Here is a 15,334-nt window from a genome sequence, read left to right on the forward strand (position 1 = left end):
TCTTGGGTATCGGCCTGGATGCCGTACAGCGACTGGAAGCTGGTCGATCCGGCGCCGACATCGTCCAGACAGATGCGGAACCCGCTTTCGCGCAGTTTCTGCAGAACCCCGTTCAGCTTGGCGATGTCGGTGACCACCACGGTTTCCGTCACTTCGATCAGCAGCTTGGTCGCCAGATCGCCATAGGGGGCGACGACCGACTGGAACTGCTTGAGGAAGATCGGGCTCATCAGCGTCTTGGCGGACAGGTTGATCGCCACGTCGGGCAGCTTCGGTTCCTTGCGGAATTTCTGCAGCGTGTCCAGCACCGTCTGGGTCAGCAGCAGGTCGAAATCATAGATCAGCCCGACATCCTCGGCGAAGGTGATGAAGTCGGCGGGCGAGCTCATCCCGTCGACGCGGGTCAGCGCCTCCAGATGGTGGACGGCGCCGTTGGCGATGTCGACGATCGGCTGGTAGACGACGATGAAGTCGCGGTTGTCGATGGTGGCGCGCATCTGGCCGATCCGCTCCACCGCCCCGGCCATCAACCGGTTGGCCCCATCCTCCAGGCTGGAGATGGTGAATTCCCCGCCCTGGGCGGAGGCGAAGGCCTGCACGGTGTAGACCAGCGCGCGGGCGGCGTCGGCGGCGTCCAGCCGGTCGTCCGTCATGTCCAGCGTCCAGGACCGGATGCCGCCGGGCAGGGCGCCGCCCGCCGCCTCGATGATCTGGGCGATGTGCCCCTGCACCTCGCGCCCGTCGATGTCGGCGGCGTGGACGATGCCGTAGCGGTCGCCGGTCAGCTGTCCGGCGCTGTCGCCATCGGCGGAGATGCCGCGCAGATAGGCGTCGATGCCCTCGCGCACCTCGGCGGCGGCCCCTTCCGGCAGGGAGTCCACCATCGCCTGCAGCCCCTCGACCAGCAGCAGCGTCAGCCCCTGGTCCAGCCCCCGCTCGCGGGCGGCGAGGATCCGTTCCTCCAGGATGCCGGCGAATCCGGTCTGGTCCAACAGCTCGCCCTGGGCGGCCGCGGTGCCGGCGCCGCTGCGGCCCGGAGCGGTCAGCAGGACGGTCAGAAACAGCGACCCCGGACAGGAATCGAGCCGGCAACCGCCCAACAGCACGGGAAACTGCTCGCCGTCGAAGCCCTGGAACTGCACGCGCGACGGCTTGATCCGAGCCTTGTCGCGGATGCGGTCGAACAGGACATGGACGTATTTGCGGTCGCCGGGGGCGACCACCTCCATCAGGTTGGTGCCGACCAGCCCGCCGACCTCGCCCCTGGTCAGGCGGCAGCGGGCACCGGCGGAAAACAGGATGGTGCCTTGCGCATCGGTCTCGATCAGCAGGTCGGCAGCGGCGAAGGCGAAGCCGACGAAGCGGTCGCGGTCGCGGCTGGACTGCGGACGGCGCTGCCCTGCAGCGGAAGCCGGGCTGACGACCGGTCCGATCACGGTGGAGGAACGGCCTGCGCCATCCTGCTGCGAGGGCATCGTCATTCGGTTGTGAATTGCATCAAAGTTTAGAGAGTTTCAGGCTGAATGCCACAGAGGGTAACCAAGATTGACACAAGTTAAAAGCGTGTTGGCAATGAATGACCCATGCCGGGGATAAATGCATGGATTTGTGCCGTATATCTATCGAATGCAATGCAACATGCCGTGCGTTGTCATATCGCCGTATTGCCGGGAATTATCGTTGCCGAAAACCTCACAGAAATCATTCCGAAGGGACGACGGCATCAACAGCCGCGTCACCGCCCGGCCTTCCGGATCGAGGCGAGGGCCGGCTGGTCGAAAAGGACCCGAACAGAGGGAGGGGGCTCTCCTTGTTCGCCGGGCAACCGCCGAGGAGGTACGCGGCTTGCGCCTTCAGGTTGAGCTTTTCCAGCCTTGCCTGGGACTGCCCATGCCGACATTCTTCCGTCATCCCGTCGCGGCCGAAAAACCGGTGATGCCCATCCATCGGCGCAGCGCGTGCAGTGGCTGCCTGTCGGCCGTGACGGGACCGACCGCCGTCCGCCCAAGGAAACCGTGTTCGCCAAAAAGAAGGCCCCGCCGACCGGAGCGGTCGCGGGGCCTGTATAGGGTGCCTGCATAGGGTGCCGGGGGCCGCCCTCGGGCGGGTCTGGGCGTCAGCGCCGGGGGAACAGCCGGTTGACGTGGCCCATCTTGCGGCCGGGCCGGGCTTCGGCCTTGCCGTACAGGTGCAGGCGGGCGCCCGGTTCGGCCAGAAGCTCCGGCCAGCGCAGCACGTCGTCGCCGATCAGGTTGGTCATCTCGGCATCCGCCACCCGCTCCACCGAACCCAGCGGCAGGCCGCAGACGGCGCGCACCAGCTGCTCGAACTGGCAGGTGGCGCAGGCGTCCATCGTCCAATGGCCGGAGTTGTGCGGGCGCGGCGCCATCTCGTTGACCAGCACGGCGCCGTCGGCGGTGACGAACATCTCGACCGCCAGCACGCCGACCAGATCCAGCGCCTCGGCGATCCGCCGCGCGATGCGGTCGGCCTCCGCCGCGGTTTCGGCCGAGACCTTCTCCCGCGCCGCCGGGGCGATGGTGACGTCGAGGATGCCGTCCTTGTGCCGGTTCTCGACCGCCGGATAGGCGACCATGGCGCCGTCGGCGCCGCGGGCGACGATCACCGACACCTCGCAGGCGAAGGTGACGAAGCCCTCGACGATGCCCTCCACGTCGGGCTTGCCGCCGCCGATGCCGGCCCAGGCCGCCGCCGGATCGCTGCCGGAGTCCAGCCGTGCCTGACCCTTGCCGTCATAGCCGAGCCGCGTCGATTTCAACACGCAGCGCGGGCCGATCTCGGCCACCGCGCGGGCGACCTCCCCGGCGCTGCCGGCGGCGCGCCAGGGGGCGGTGGCGATGCCCAGCTTGTTGACGAAGCTCTTCTCGGCGATGCGGTCCTGCGCCACCGACAACACGTTCGGGCCGGGATTCAGGGTGGTGAAGCGGCGCAGATGCTCGGCGGTGGCGACCGGCACATTCTCCCACTCCAGCGTCACCACGTCGACCGAGCGGGCGAAACGCTCCAGCGCCTCCAGGTCGTCCCAGTCCGCGACGGTCGCCGCGGCGCTGACCTGGGCCGCCGGGCTGTCCGCCGCGTCGGGGGCGTAGACATGGGTCTTGTAGCCCAGCCTTGCGGCGGCCAGCGCCGTCATCCGGCCGAGCTGTCCGGCACCCAGCATGCCGATGGTGGAACCGGGGGCGAGGCGGGGCAGGGGGGTGCCGGTAGGGGTGCCGGTCATGACGGTCGGGCTTTCTCTCGCGTTCAGGCAGGGTCGTCTGCAGGGGCTTCGGCCACCGCTGCGGTCTGGCGGGCGCGCCAGCCGTCCAGCGCGTCGGCCACCGCCGGGTCCATCAGCGCGATGACCGAACCGGCCAGCAGCGCGGCGTTGATGGCGCCGGCCTTGCCGATGGCCAGCGTGCCGACCGGGACGCCGCCCGGCATCTGCACGATGGACAGCAGGCTGTCCATGCCCTTCAGCGCGTGGCTTTCGACCGGGACGCCGAAGACCGGCAGCGGCGTCATCGACGCGGCCATGCCCGGCAGATGGGCGGCCCCGCCGGCCCCGGCGATCACCACCTTCAGCCCGCGCGCCTTGGCGGTGGTGGCATACTCCACCAGCCGGTGCGGGGTGCGGTGGGCGGAAACGATGCGGACCTCGTGCGGGACGCCCAGCGCCGCCAGCGTGTCGGCGGCATGCTTCATCGTCGTCCAGTCGGACTGGCTGCCCATGATGATGCCGACCAGCGGCTGGACGCCGGCAGCCGACGGGGAGCTGTGCGGGGAATGATCGGCAGTCACGGGCTGGCGCCTTCCTCTAGGTCCGGAAAGCGGCGCATTATAGGAAGAGTCGGGCGGCTGTCCAGAGCCGCCGCCGCCCCTCCCGCCGCCATCGGACGAATCCCAGCTTGCCGCTGCGACATTCCGGCCCTTCCGACGCAACATGGTTCCACTTATGGTGCCGCCTTATATGGGCTGGATAGACCCTGCTCATTCCCACCAGCGGACCCGACGCATGACCGACACCGTTCCCAGCCAAGACGAGCGCAAAGAGCACCGCGACATCCGTGCCGCCATGGCGGAGGAGCGTATGTCCGCCGTCGGCATCGACGAGGCGTCGATCGAAACGCTGGTGCGGACCTTCTATGGCAAGATCATGAAGGACGAGGTTCTGGGGCCGATCTTCGGCCGCGCCATCACCGATTGGGAACCGCATCTGCGCAAGATGATGGATTTCTGGTCATCCATCGCGCTGCTGACCCAGCGCTATGACGGCCGCCCGATGCCGGTGCATATTTCGCTGGGGCTGGAGCCGACGCATTTCCAGCGCTGGCTCGGCCTGTTCCGTGAGACCGCCCACGAGATCCTGCCCGCCGAGGGCGCCGACTTCCTGATCGGCAAGGCCGAGAACATCGCCCGCAGCTTCCAGATGGGCATCCAGTTCTTCACGGTGCCCAAGAAGGGGTGAGCGGAGCGTGATTTCTCCCTCTCCCGGGGGGAGAGGGGACTATCGGGCAGTCACGCAATGATGTCCGGCAGCATCCGGCTTTCCAGGACCATGATCTGGTCCTTCAGCATCAGTTTGCGCTTTTTCAGCCGCTGCATCTGCAATTGGTCATAGGGCGCACGTTCGGCCAGCCGGGCGATGACGTCGTCCAGGTCGCGGTGCTCGCTGCGCAAGCTCGCCAGCTTTTCCTTCAAAATCTCTTGCTCGTTCATCGCGCCCGTTTAGGAATGGCCGTTGCCCCGGATGGTTCGGGGGTGCTCTTGCGGGTGACCCGTTGGCTGGGCAGGCCGGACTATACCAGAGTTCCGGCGGCACGGCACCGCCAAACCGCCGGATCTGCCCTTTACCCCCTGCCTTTGTCGGTCACGGCGCTCCCGGCGGGGCAGGGGGCGGGACACTATGCCTCCTTTGCGGATGCCGGCAATGATTGCGGGAAACGTCTGTTCCGGTAACATGGTGGTCCATTTCAATGAACAGGCGAACGGGACGGGAAACTCTCAATGACTGCCCCTAATAAAGCCGGCAAGCGCATCGGCATCCTGACCAGCGGCGGCGACTGCGCCGGGCTGAACGCGGTCATCCGTGCGGTGGTCCACCGGGCCACCGGCTATGGCTGGCAGGTGCTGGGCATCAAGGAAGGCACCCAGGGCCTGCTCCAGCGTCCGGTGCAGTACCAGACGCTCGATCTCGGCTCGGTCGACGGCCACATGATGCGCCAGGGCGGCACCATCCTGGGCACGACCAACCGCGGCGACCCCTTCGCCTACCCGATGCCCGACGGCACGCTGAAGGACCGCTCCGACGAGATCATCGGCGGCTACCGCGAGCTTGGGCTGGACGCGCTGATCGGCATCGGCGGCGATGGCAGCTTCGCCATCCTGCACAAGCTGGCCCAGAAGGGCGGCTTCCCGATGGTGGGCGTGCCCAAGACCATCGACAACGACCTGGGCAAGACCGAGGTGTCGGTCGGCTACGACACCGCCGTCGCTGTGGCGGTGGAGGCGCTGGACCGCCTGCAGCCGACCGCAGCCAGTCACCACCGCGTGATGGTGCTGGAGGTGATGGGCCGCGATGCCGGCCATATCGCGCTGGCGGCCGGCATCGCCGGCGGTGCAGACGTGATCCTGATCCCCGAGATCCCCTATTCCATCGAAAGCATCGCCGCCAAGATCCAGAGCGTCCGCGACTCCGGCCGCAACTTCGCCCTGGTGGTGGTGTCGGAGGCGGTGAAGACGCTGGAAGGCACCGGGGTCAAGAAGGTGCTCCAGGGTGGCGAGAAGCGCTATGGCGGCATCGGCGATTACATCGGCGAGAAGATCGCCGACGCCACCGGGGCCGAGACGCGCGTCACCGTGCTGGGCCATGTCCAGCGCGGCAGCATGCCCAGCCCGCGCGACCGCCTGATCGCCTCGGCCTTCGGCGTCCATGCCGTCGACCTGATCGCCGAGGGCAGGTTCAACCGCATGGTCGCCTGGTCCAACCGCGGTGTCATCGACGTGCCGATCACCGAGGCGATCGAGCATTACTCCTGCGTCGAGCTGGACGGCGCGCTGGTGAAGACCGCCCGCGGCCTGAACATCAGCTTCGGCGACTGATCCGGACGGAGACGGGCACGATGTCGGCGAATCCCTTTTGGGACTTTTCCCTGGCCGTCTATGGGCGGCCGGGGGTGCCGGCCTGCTGTCTGGCCCTCCAGGACCGGCGCGGGGTGGATGTGAATGTCCTGCTCTTCGCCGCCTGGGCGGGGCTGGACTGCGGCATCGGCCTGTCCGCCGACGAGCTTCTCCGCATCGATGGGACGGTGGCCGGCTGGCGGGAGGAGGTGGTCCGCCCGCTGCGCGCCCTGCGCCGCCGCGCCAAGGCGGAGGACGACGCCTTCTACCGCCGCATGAAGGCGGCCGAACTGGAGGCGGAGCGCGTCCAGCAGGACCGCCTGTTCGCCGCCGGGGGATTCGGCCCCCAGCCGGGCGGAGCCGTGCAGCTCGCCGCCGCCAACATGGCCTTGCTGGTGCCTGGTGGCGACCCGGCGCTGGACGATCTGGTCGGGGTGCTGGGGGAGAGGTGACGGGATCGGCGTCCCGTCCTACCTGTTCAGGATCAGCTCGTTGGGGTCCCGCACGGTGTTGGACACCAGCACCGGCTTGCCCGCATAGAAGGCACTGCAGCGCTTGCCGCTGACCAGCCGGGTCAGCGCCGCTTCCCATTCGCGCCCCTTCGGGCCGATGATGCGCAGCTTCAGCTGGTCGATCAGCGGGAACACCTTGAACTGTTCGATCTCCACCGGTTCGGCGCTGGTGGTGGTGAAGACCTCCTGCTTCAGCGTCAGGGTCTTGCCGTTGATTTCCAGCGTCACATCCTGCGACCACGGGCAGCCGTTGGATTTGGCGCCTTCGTTGGCCTGGGCGGTGGCGATCCCGAAACCGAACATCAGGGCGGCGGCGACGACGATCCGACCGAAGCCGGCGTGGCAGGGTGCCCGGAATGGGCGGGTGGTCATGATCCGCTCCTCGAAGAACGGGGCGGACAATAGCGATGGGTGAGCGTCATGACAATGCAGGGAAAATCCCGATTCTGTGACCGTTTGCGACGATTTCCGGCAGTGTCCGGCTGGACCGCGGATGTGTTGCCGGGGCATGATCCGGGTCCCGACGGCGCGCCAGCAATTCCTTAAGAGTTCCGATGGTTACAGTGTCGCAGGCCCTGCTGATCGCTCTCGACCACCATCAGGCGGGTCGCATGGCGGAGGCGGAGGACATCTATCGCCGCATCCTGGGCGCCGACCCCGGCCATGCCGATGCCATGCAGCTGCTGGGCGTGCTCGCCGCCCAGACCGGCCGGCTGGCGGAGGCGGACAGCCGTCTGCGTCTGGCCGTGGCGTTGCGCCCCGATGCGGCCGGCGGATGGTCGAACCTTGCCGGGGTGCGGCAGTCCGCCGGATCCCTCGATCCGGCGGTGCGGCTCTATGGCTGGGCGTTGCGCCTGCTGCCGGATCTGGCCGATGCCCATGCCAGCCGCGCCGCCGCGCTGCGCCGGTTGGGACAGGGACCGGCGGCGCTGTCGGCGAGCGGCCTGGCCCTGGCCCTGGCGCCCGACCATGCCGACGCGCTGGCGAACCGCGCCGCCGCCCTGCTGTCCTGCGGTGATGCGCCCTCCGCCGAACGCTGTGCGCGGCGGTCGCTGCGGCTGAACGCCGGCTCACCCATCGCCCACGCGACGCTCGCCTCCGCCTGTGCCGCGCAACGCCGCTGGGCCGAGGCCGAGGCCACCGCCCGTGCAGCGCTGTCCATCGACCGCTCGACCGCTGAGGCGTGGGAGGTGCTGGGATCGGTGCTGGCCAAGCTCGGGCGCTTCCCGGACGCGCTGGAGGCGTTCGCGGCGGCCGAGCGCCTGCGGCCCGGCCCGTCGTTGCAGGCGGCGCGCGGCATCGCCCTGATCGCCATGGCCCGCCCGGCGGAGGCGGTGGCCGATTTCGAGCTGGCCCTGGCCGACCGTCCGCAGGATGTCGGCCTGCACTGGAATCTCGGTTTCGCCCGGCTGATGGCCGGCGACTACGGGCGCGGCTGGCCGGAGTTCGACTGGCGCCGCCATGATGACGCGGCCGAGCCGCCCTGGCGCCGGCTCAATCAGCCGACCTGGCGGGGGGAGCCGCTGAACGGCCGGACCATCCTGCTCTATGCCGAACAGGGGCTGGGCGACACGCTGCAGTTCCTGCGCTATGTCCCGTTGGTGGCGGCGCGCGGCGGCCGGGTGGTGCTGGAGGTGCAGCGGCCCCTGCTGCCGCTGATCCAGGGGGTGGCGGGAGCGGCGCAGGTCATCGCCCGCGGCGATCCGCTGCCGCCCTTCGATCTCGAATGCCCGCTGATGAGCCTGCCGCGTGCCTTCGCCACTGCCCTGGACAGCGTGCCGGCCGACACCCCCTATCTGCGGCCCGATCCCGCGCGCGTCGCCCGCTGGCGCGATCGGCTGGCGACGCAAGGCGGAGTCCGCGTCGGAATCGTCTGGGCCGGCAACCCGCGCTTTCCCGGCGACGAGGAGCGGTCGCCCAGGCTCGCCGGCCTCCGCGATCTGTTCGACGTTCCCGGTTGCCGGTTCTACGGACTGCAGATGGGGCCGGGCCGCGCCGACCTTGCCGCTGCCGTCCTGCCGGACTGCTTCGCCGATCTCGGACCGGAGATCGCCGACTTCGCCGACACCGCGGCGATCATGGCGAACCTCGACCTCGTGGTGTCGTCCTGCACCGCGCCGGCCCATCTGGCGGGGGCGCTGGGCGTGCCGCTGTGGGTTGCGTTGCCCTTTTCGGCGGACTGGCGCTGGCTGACCGGCCGCGACGACAGTCCCTGGTATCCGACGGCGCGCCTGTTCCGCCAGCCGGCGCCCGGCGACTGGTCCGCGGTCGCCGGACGCATGGCCGCCGAACTGGCGGCGCTGGTTCAGCGCTTCAGGCCGTTGCCGTAGCGGGAGCAGTCGTAATCGTCGGTCCCGGCCTCGGCATGGCCGCCGTTCGAGGTGTTGTAGCGCGGGTCGTCGCAGCGGCCGTTGCGGGCGTAGGTGTCGGAACTTCCCGACCCGAACAGCCCGCCACCGCTTCCGCCGAACAGCCCTCCGCCACCGCTGTTGCTGCTGGTCTGGTTGCAGGCGGCGAGCGCCAGCGGCACGGCGGCGGCGATCACGAAGCGAAGCGCGGTCTTCATGGCAGTCCCTTTCTCTGGTGAGGCGTGCGAAGAAAATGTCTTCCTTCGCCCTCAACAGGGCAGGGGGCCGGCAATTCCCATGCCGGCGCCGGGCGTACCGCTTCCTGGTCCGAAACCGCTCACTCGACCGGCTGGAACAGGCGGGTGATGGGGTTGATCGCCCACATCTCGCCCGATTCGATGTCGAACCACCAACCATGGATGTTCAGCGTGCCGGCGTCCACGCCTTCGCGCACGAAGGGGAAGCTCAACAGATTGTCCACCGAGGCGCGGACCGCCGCCCGTTCGATCACCGCCGGCGTGTCCTGCAGCTTCTCCGCATCGGCGCGGGCCTGTTCGGAGCCTTCCGGGCCGACATAGGGGTCGAGCGCCGATCCGGCGATGGACACCCAGGGGGAGACGAAATCGTCCTCGGCCTTCTGACCGGCGCGCAGCCGGATCAGGCCCTGGATGCCGCCGCACTGGGCGTGGCCCAGCACGATGATTTCCGAAACCTTCAGCGCCCTGACCGCATATTCGATGGCGGCGGAGGTGCCGTGATAGGCGCCGTCGGGCTGATAGGGCGGGACCAGATTGGCGACGTTGCGCACGACGAACAGCTCGCCGGGCTCCGCCATGGTCAGCAGCGCGGGGTCGACCCGGCTGTCGGAACAGCCGATCAGCAGGACCTCGGGGTGCTGCCCTTCGGTCGCCAGCAGCCGCATGCTGTCGGGGCGCCGCTCGTAATAGCGGGCGCGGAAGGCCTTGATGCCTGCCAGAAGCTGGCGGATGGGCTCGCTCGGTTTGCTGGTGAAGGGCATGGTCGGCTGGTTCCCGTGTCTGCCGTCCGGCATTGGCGCCGGCTCCGCGTCATAGTCCACTGAAAGCGGTATAACTGCATTGCATCCGCGGACCAAGCCGCCTGTTGTGCCGGTGCAGCAAAGGAGCGCCGTGACGGCGGATCAGGCTTCTTCCGGACGCTCGCCCCAGCGGCGAAGATTGCCGGCATCCAGCCCGAACAGGTCCAGCACCCGGCCGACCGAATGGTCGATCAGATCGTCGATGCTCTGCGGCTTTGCGTAAAAGGCGGGAACCGGCGGTGCGATCACCGCCCCCATTTCGGCCAGCGCGGTCATGGTGCGCAGATGGCCCAGATGCAGCGGGGTCTCCCGCACCATCAGCACCAGCCGCCGCCGTTCCTTCAGCGCCACGTCCGCCGCCCGGGTCAGCAGGGTGGAGGTGACGCCGCTGGCGATCTCGCTCATCGTGCGGACGGAGCAGGGGGCGACCACCATGCCCAGCGTGCGGAAGCTGCCGCTGGACACCGCGGCGCCGATGTCGGCGGCGGCATAGCTGACGTCGGCCAGCGCCCGCAGCTCCGCCACCTTCATGCTGGATTCATGCGCCAGCGTGACCTCGGCCGACCGGCTGACCACCAGATGCGATTCGACGCCGATCCGCCGCAGCGTCTGCAGCACGCGGATGCCATAGATCACCCCGGACGCGCCGCTGATGCCGACGACGAGCCGGGGCGGAGTGGTGGTGGGACCGGTCATGGACTCCCTAAAGCTCTCTGGAGTTCCTCTCCCGGAACGGGAGAGGAACTCCCACCCCTCAGTGCGCGTCTTCCTGCTCGGAATAGCTGTCGTCCTCGCGGCCTTCGCCGTAGAAGTCCTCGGCGGCATCCTCCGGCGCGCGCGGCACGCCGCCGCGGCGGATGGCCAGCGCCAGGGCCTCCTCCAGTTCGCGCTGGGAGCAGAGGCCCAGCATCACCGGGCTGCGCGGCTTGATGTTGGCGACGTTCCAGTGGGTGCGGTCGCGCACCGCGGCGATGGTCGGCTTGGTGGTGCCGATCAGGCGGCAGACCTGGGCGTCCGACAGCTCCGGATGGTGCTTCAGCAGCCAGGCGATGGCGTCCGGCTTGTCGCCGCGCTTGGTGATCGGGGTGTAGCGCGGACCCTTGGACCGGGAGGCGACCTGCGGCAGGTCGGCGACCAGAAGCCGCAGGCGCAGATCCTGGTTCTTCTCGCAGCGCTCGATTTCCTGCTTGGTCAGCTGGCCGTTGGCGATGGGGTCCAGCCCCACCATGCCGACCGCGACCTCGCCGTCGGCGATGGCCTGGACTTCCAGCGAATGCATGCCGCAGAAGGCGGCGATCTGCTCGAAGGACAAGGACGTGTTCTCGACCAGCCACACGGCTGTCGCTTTCGGCATCAAGGGCAGTGCCATCATCCCTCCTGGCAAACTCTTCACCGGCCGCACCCCCCGGCGGGAGGCGCGGTCGGCCGTTCTAACTGGTTATGCGGCGCGGCGGCGACTTCGCGGCCCCCCGGGGTGACCCGGTTGTGACCCGGTTGTGACCCCGTGGCACCCGCCCCGTCTCGTCACCACGATATAGGGCGAATACCGGTCCGCGTAAGCATGCTTGCGCAGGCGCACCGGGAAATCCCGGCCGCCCGCTCGCCTCTGCTAACCTGTCTTGCCTGCCGATGGCAAGCCCGACGGCGCCCGCAAGGCGAAGAAAAGCGCAAAGTCAGGCCGCGTCCGCCCCCACCGTCAGCACGATCTTGCCGATATGGGCGCTGCTTTCCATCAGCCGGTGCGCCTCGTCGGCCTGCTCCAGCGGGAAGGTGGCGTGGATCTGCGGCTTGATGCCGCCGGTCTCCAGCAGCGGCCAGACATGCTCCAGCAAGGCGGCGGCGATGCGGCCCTTCTCCGCCACCGGCCGGGCGCGCAGGGTCGATCCGGTCAGGGTCAGCCGCTTGGTCATCACCGGCGCCATGTTCAGCGACACCTTGGCTCCCTGCAGGAAGGCGATGGAGACGTGGCGGCCGTCCACCGCCATGATGTCGATGTCGCGGGCGATGTAATCGCCGCCGACCATGTCCAGCACCACGTCGACGCCGCGTCCGCCGGTCGCCTCGCGGATGACCGCGACGAAATCCTCGGTCCGGTAGTTGATGGCGCGGTCGGCCCCCAGCTCCTCGCAGGCGCGGCACTTGTCGTCGCTGCCGGCGGTGGTGAACACCGTGGCGCCGAAGGCCTTGGCCAGCTGGATCGCCGTGGTGCCGATGCCGCTCGACCCGCCATGGATCAGCAGCGTCTCGCCGCGCTTCAGGGCGCCGCGCTCGAACACGTTGGTCCAGACGGTGAAGAAGGTTTCCGGCACCGCCGCCGCCTCGACCATCGACAGCGGGGCGGGAACCGGCAACGCCTGCACCGCCGGCACCGCGCAATAGTCGGCATAGCCGCCGCCGGCGACCAGGGCGCAGACCTTGTCGCCGCTGGCCCAGCCCTCCACCCCGTCGCCGATCGCGATCACCGTGCCGGACAGCTCCAGCCCCGGCAGGTCCGACGCGCCCGGCGGCGGGTCGTAGCGGCCCTGGCGCTGCAGCGTGTCGGGGCGGTTCACCCCGGCGGCGGCGACCTCCACCAGGATTTCACCGGGGCCGGGCACCGGGGTGGGGCGGCGCGTCGGGCGCAGCACCTCCGGCCCTCCGGGCTGGGTGATCTCGACGCAACGCATGCTGTCGGGCAGGCTCAGGCCCATGGCGGCGATCCCTTCGGTTTTGTCTGTTTGGCAATCTCAGGCCCGAAAGGTAGATTTGCCCGACCGGCCTGACAAGCCGGACCGGGACAGGACCGCGGGCAGGGAAGGGAACCAGGCCATGGCCATCGATGACCGTTTCGAGGATTTGGAGCCGCGCAAGGCCAGGCCGGCGCCCAAGGATCTGACCGTGATGGGCGTGGCCGAGATCGAGGCCTATATCGCGACGCTGGAGGCGGAGATCACCCGCGCCCGCGCCGCCATCGCCGCCAAGCAGGCGCAGAAATCGGCGGCCGAAGCCTTTTTCAAGAAGGGATGAAAAAAAGCCCCTCTTCCGCAAGGGGAGAGGGGCTTCGTTCGCTCCCGGAGGTGGACGGTGTTCCGTCACCGCCCGACAAGATCGCGGTAGCAGTGCCAGGAGGCATGGCCGACCACCGGCAGCGCGATCGCCAGCCCGAGGAAGCCGGTGACCATCCCGGCGCTCATGAACAGGGCGATCAGGAAACCCCAGGCGACCATCGGTTTGACGTTGGCGCGCACCACCGCGATGCTGGTCGCCATGGCGGTGAAGACGTCGGTCTCGCGGTCCAGCAGCATCGGCACCGACACCGCGGCGATGGAGAACACCGCCGTCGCGATGATCCCGCCGAACACCGTTCCGGTCAGCAGGAACGGAATGGTCTCGGCCGAGAAGAAGATACGGTCGACCAGCTGGTCCAGCGCCGGCGGTTCGCCGGAGAAGAACAGGGCGAAGATCAGGAAGGCGACGCGGATCCAGGCGAGCAGCGCCAGCATCAGCACCATGCCGATCCCGGCGATCTGCACCCCGTTTCGGCGGTAGGCGGCGGCCACCTTGCCGATGGTCGGCCGTTCCCCCAGCTCCAGCAGCCGGCTGGTTTCATAGAGTCCGACGGCGAACAGCGGGCCGACCAGCATGAAGCCCGCCGCCATCGGCAACAGCAGATACTCCATGTCCAGCATCGCCAGCCCGACCACCAGCGTGAAGCTGGAGATCACCGCCAGCGCGCCATAGGCGAAGCTGATGCCGGGGGCGGCCATCATGTCCTCCCAGGCCGAGGCCAGCCAGACCCAGGGGCGGTCCATCTCGACCGACCGGATCGCCGGCAGCCAGTTCGGGGTTTGCGTCTGAGGCGTGTGAACCGGTCCGCGAAAAGACGTCATGTCGACCATGATGACGGCCCTCCCCATCAGCCAAGGAAAGCGCCCGCCGGCGCCCATGACCGGCACTGTCACACAGTCTGACTGATAGTCGCAATAGGGAACTATCTGCATATCAAATAGTAACAAAAACGCAGAGGTTATTCCCACCCCGCAGCTTGGTCTTTACCGTCCCTTCGGCCTATCCGGTCAGTCCTGCCCGTCGAGCTTATGCCCATCCAAAGTCTGAGCACGCCGCTCCGCCTCCTTGCGGTCGCGCTCCTTTTCCGCCTTGGTGCGGCCGAATCGCGCCCGATTCGCCTCCGCTTCCTTGGCACGTTCCGCCTTGTCGCGGGTCTTGCGGAAACGGTTGAGGTTGACCACGTCGCCCATGGCACGGTCTCCGGTGGCTGATTCCAGGGGGTTCAGGTGCCGCACGGCCGATTCCGGCAGGCGGCGGGACGAAAAAACGTCACGAAAAAATCGGGCGGATCCCGACTTGGCCGTGGGATTGCCCAAATTGCTTGTTTCTTCTGCGGGCGCTAGCTTACCGAAGGATGGCGCGCATCGGAAGCGGACGGTGCGGCGGGTGGGGGAACGGGTCTTTGCATCGACGTCGTGAATCGTGGTGGATAAGGGGCGCGGCCGACACAAGGCCGGTCGCAGGGAAGGCGGAAACCCGGTGAAGAAGATCCTGATCGCTGCACTGGCCGGACTGGCGGTTTCGGCCGGTCTGCTGTTGACGGCGCCGAGCCTGATCGACTGGAACGCCTACAAGGGCGCCATCGCCGAGCGGGTGTCGCAGGCGACCGGCCGGCGGGTGGAACTGCGGGGCGACGTCGGCTTCACCCTGCTGCCGTCGCCGGCCCTGACCGTGCGCGACGCCCGGCTGGCCAACGCCACCGGGGCCGCCGAACCCGACATGATGCGCCTGAAGAAGCTGGATGCCCGCGTGGCGCTCGGGCCGCTGCTGGGCGGCCGCGTCCAGGTCGAAAGCATCGCGCTGGTCGAGCCGACCTTCGTGGTGGAGGTGCTGAAGGACGGCCGCATCAACTGGGACCTGTCCACCGCCGGCACCGGCAAGGACGACGGGCTGGGGGCCGCCGAGGGGCTGGTCTCCGCCGTCAGCTTCGATCAGGTGCTGATCGACAACGGCACGGTCATCTACCGCGACGACCGCAACGGCCGGACCGAGACGGTGGAGGGGCTGAGCGCCCGCATCGCCGCCGGCAGCCTGAACGGCCCCTTCCAGATGCAGGGCGATTTCCGTCTGCGCGGCCTTTCCCTGCATGGCGAGGCCACCGCCGGCCGCTTCACCGAAGGGGCGGCGGTGCCGGTTCGCGCCACCCTGTCGATGCCGCACACCGACGCCACCCTGCGCTTCGCCGGCATCCTGACCGGCGGCGGCAGCGCGGGCGGATCGAAGGTTCAGGGCGATCTGCGGGCCGAGGG

General features: G+C 68.7%; 18 protein-coding genes. 6 read left to right on the forward strand and 12 right to left on the reverse strand.

The features are described from left to right. The 3 genes from I71_RS14160 to purE all read right to left on the reverse strand — a co-directional run. Nucleotides 1–1,481, reverse strand: a 1,481-nt coding sequence (locus tag I71_RS14160; protein WP_042695510.1) for an EAL domain-containing protein, incomplete at its 3' end; no start/stop codon positions are given. Nucleotides 1,482–2,116: 635 nt separating this feature from the next. Further along, entirely contained in the window at nucleotides 2,117–3,241 is a 1,125-nt protein-coding gene (locus I71_RS14165) for a 5-(carboxyamino)imidazole ribonucleotide synthase (protein WP_042695497.1), read from the reverse strand. A gap of 23 nt (nucleotides 3,242–3,264) precedes the next feature. Next, entirely contained in the window at nucleotides 3,265–3,801 is a 537-nt protein-coding gene (purE, locus tag I71_RS14170; RefSeq protein WP_083897157.1) for a 5-(carboxyamino)imidazole ribonucleotide mutase, read from the reverse strand. A 214-nt stretch (nucleotides 3,802–4,015) separates the two neighbouring features. On the opposite strand from purE, the gene I71_RS14175 reads away from it, so the two are divergent. Then, nucleotides 4,016–4,468 carry a group III truncated hemoglobin gene (locus tag I71_RS14175; RefSeq protein WP_199902178.1) on the forward strand — a complete coding sequence of 151 codons (453 nt, stop codon included), beginning with the start codon at nucleotides 4,016–4,018 and terminating at the stop codon, nucleotides 4,466–4,468. Between the two features lie 50 nt (nucleotides 4,469–4,518). On the opposite strand, the gene I71_RS14180 is transcribed toward I71_RS14175, so the two are convergent. Continuing rightward, entirely contained in the window at nucleotides 4,519–4,719 is a 201-nt protein-coding gene (locus I71_RS14180; RefSeq protein ID WP_042695498.1) for a YdcH family protein, read from the reverse strand. 288 nt (nucleotides 4,720–5,007) lie between these two features. On the opposite strand from I71_RS14180, the gene I71_RS14185 reads away from it, so the two are divergent. Both I71_RS14185 and I71_RS14190 read left to right on the forward strand, forming a co-directional pair. Beyond that, nucleotides 5,008–6,102, forward strand: coding sequence for an ATP-dependent 6-phosphofructokinase (locus tag I71_RS14185; RefSeq protein WP_042695499.1), 1,095 nt, complete (start codon nucleotides 5,008–5,010; stop codon nucleotides 6,100–6,102). A 20-nt stretch (nucleotides 6,103–6,122) separates the two neighbouring features. After that, complete coding sequence (locus tag I71_RS14190; protein ID WP_042695500.1) at nucleotides 6,123–6,572, forward strand: TIGR02444 family protein; 450 nt, start codon at nucleotides 6,123–6,125, stop codon at nucleotides 6,570–6,572. 18 nt (nucleotides 6,573–6,590) lie between these two features. On the opposite strand, the gene I71_RS14195 is transcribed toward I71_RS14190, so the two are convergent. Next, nucleotides 6,591–7,004 (reverse strand): hypothetical protein, encoded by a 414-nt coding sequence (locus I71_RS14195; RefSeq protein WP_042695501.1) that lies wholly within the window; start codon nucleotides 7,002–7,004, stop codon nucleotides 6,591–6,593. 182 nt (nucleotides 7,005–7,186) lie between these two features. On the opposite strand from I71_RS14195, the gene I71_RS14200 reads away from it, so the two are divergent. Then, complete coding sequence (locus I71_RS14200; protein WP_042695502.1) at nucleotides 7,187–8,962, forward strand: tetratricopeptide repeat protein; 1,776 nt, start codon at nucleotides 7,187–7,189, stop codon at nucleotides 8,960–8,962. Here the strand turns inward: I71_RS14200 and I71_RS14205 are convergent. The 5 genes from I71_RS14205 to I71_RS14225 all read right to left on the reverse strand — a co-directional run bounded on the left by I71_RS14205 (nucleotide 8,938) and on the right by I71_RS14225 (nucleotide 12,727). Beyond that, a complete protein-coding gene (locus I71_RS14205) occupies nucleotides 8,938–9,198 on the reverse strand; it encodes a hypothetical protein (protein ID WP_042695503.1) in 261 nt (86 codons plus the stop codon). The two genes, I71_RS14200 and I71_RS14205, sit on opposite strands and share 25 nt — an antisense overlap. A 119-nt stretch (nucleotides 9,199–9,317) precedes the next feature. Further along, entirely contained in the window at nucleotides 9,318–9,998 is a 681-nt protein-coding gene (locus I71_RS14210) for a carbonic anhydrase (RefSeq protein WP_042695513.1), read from the reverse strand. Nucleotides 9,999–10,139: 141 nt separating this feature from the next. Beyond that, a complete protein-coding gene (locus I71_RS14215; protein ID WP_042695504.1) occupies nucleotides 10,140–10,733 on the reverse strand; it encodes a UbiX family flavin prenyltransferase in 594 nt (197 codons plus the stop codon). 58 nt (nucleotides 10,734–10,791) lie between these two features. After that, nucleotides 10,792–11,406 (reverse strand): DUF1013 domain-containing protein, encoded by a 615-nt coding sequence (locus I71_RS14220; RefSeq protein WP_042695514.1) that lies wholly within the window; start codon nucleotides 11,404–11,406, stop codon nucleotides 10,792–10,794. A 304-nt stretch (nucleotides 11,407–11,710) separates the two neighbouring features. Next, on the reverse strand, nucleotides 11,711–12,727 hold the full coding sequence (locus I71_RS14225) for an NAD(P)H-quinone oxidoreductase (RefSeq protein ID WP_042695505.1): 1,017 nt from the start codon (nucleotides 12,725–12,727) through the stop codon (nucleotides 11,711–11,713). Nucleotides 12,728–12,845: 118 nt separating this feature from the next. Here I71_RS14225 and I71_RS14230 point away from each other — a divergent pair, with 118 nt between their 5' ends. After that, entirely contained in the window at nucleotides 12,846–13,043 is a 198-nt protein-coding gene (locus tag I71_RS14230) for a DUF1192 family protein (RefSeq protein ID WP_042695506.1), read from the forward strand. A 65-nt stretch (nucleotides 13,044–13,108) separates the two neighbouring features. On the opposite strand, the gene I71_RS14235 is transcribed toward I71_RS14230, so the two are convergent. Together I71_RS14235 and I71_RS14240 are read right to left on the reverse strand one after the other, a co-directional pair. Next, nucleotides 13,109–13,915 carry a DUF2189 domain-containing protein gene (locus I71_RS14235; protein WP_042695507.1) on the reverse strand — a complete coding sequence of 269 codons (807 nt, stop codon included), beginning with the start codon at nucleotides 13,913–13,915 and terminating at the stop codon, nucleotides 13,109–13,111. 177 nt (nucleotides 13,916–14,092) lie between these two features. Next, nucleotides 14,093–14,320 carry a DUF4169 family protein gene (locus I71_RS14240; RefSeq protein ID WP_307188990.1) on the reverse strand — a complete coding sequence of 76 codons (228 nt, stop codon included), beginning with the start codon at nucleotides 14,318–14,320 and terminating at the stop codon, nucleotides 14,093–14,095. A 244-nt stretch (nucleotides 14,321–14,564) separates the two neighbouring features. Here I71_RS14240 and I71_RS14245 point away from each other — a divergent pair. Further along, nucleotides 14,565–15,334, forward strand: a 770-nt coding sequence (locus I71_RS14245; protein WP_042695509.1) for an AsmA family protein, incomplete at its 3' end; no start/stop codon positions are given.

The organism is Azospirillum sp. B506 (genome assembly GCF_000333595.1).
Taxonomy (GTDB): Bacteria; Pseudomonadota; Alphaproteobacteria; order Azospirillales; family Azospirillaceae; genus Azospirillum.

Excerpts from the sequence above, each read along its gene's own strand:
- I71_RS14165 (WP_042695497.1), bottom strand. The coding sequence starts at position 3,241 with ATGACCGGCACCCCTACCGGCACCCCCCTGCCCCGCCTCGCCCCCGGT.
- I71_RS14175 (WP_199902178.1), top strand. The coding sequence starts at position 4,016 with ATGACCGACACCGTTCCCAGCCAAGACGAGCGCAAAGAGCACCGCGAC.
- I71_RS14180 (WP_042695498.1), bottom strand. The coding sequence starts at position 4,719 with ATGAACGAGCAAGAGATTTTGAAGGAAAAGCTGGCGAGCTTGCGCAGC.
- I71_RS14185 (WP_042695499.1), top strand. The coding sequence starts at position 5,008 with ATGACTGCCCCTAATAAAGCCGGCAAGCGCATCGGCATCCTGACCAGC.
- I71_RS14190 (WP_042695500.1), top strand. The coding sequence starts at position 6,123 with ATGTCGGCGAATCCCTTTTGGGACTTTTCCCTGGCCGTCTATGGGCGG.
- I71_RS14195 (WP_042695501.1), bottom strand. The coding sequence starts at position 7,004 with ATGACCACCCGCCCATTCCGGGCACCCTGCCACGCCGGCTTCGGTCGG.
- I71_RS14200 (WP_042695502.1), top strand. The coding sequence starts at position 7,187 with ATGGTTACAGTGTCGCAGGCCCTGCTGATCGCTCTCGACCACCATCAG.
- I71_RS14205 (WP_042695503.1), bottom strand. The coding sequence starts at position 9,198 with ATGAAGACCGCGCTTCGCTTCGTGATCGCCGCCGCCGTGCCGCTGGCG.
- I71_RS14210 (WP_042695513.1), bottom strand. The coding sequence starts at position 9,998 with ATGCCCTTCACCAGCAAACCGAGCGAGCCCATCCGCCAGCTTCTGGCA.
- I71_RS14215 (WP_042695504.1), bottom strand. The coding sequence starts at position 10,733 with ATGACCGGTCCCACCACCACTCCGCCCCGGCTCGTCGTCGGCATCAGC.
- I71_RS14220 (WP_042695514.1), bottom strand. The coding sequence starts at position 11,406 with ATGGCACTGCCCTTGATGCCGAAAGCGACAGCCGTGTGGCTGGTCGAG.
- I71_RS14225 (WP_042695505.1), bottom strand. The coding sequence starts at position 12,727 with ATGGGCCTGAGCCTGCCCGACAGCATGCGTTGCGTCGAGATCACCCAG.
- I71_RS14230 (WP_042695506.1), top strand. The coding sequence starts at position 12,846 with ATGGCCATCGATGACCGTTTCGAGGATTTGGAGCCGCGCAAGGCCAGG.
- I71_RS14235 (WP_042695507.1), bottom strand. The coding sequence starts at position 13,915 with ATGGTCGACATGACGTCTTTTCGCGGACCGGTTCACACGCCTCAGACG.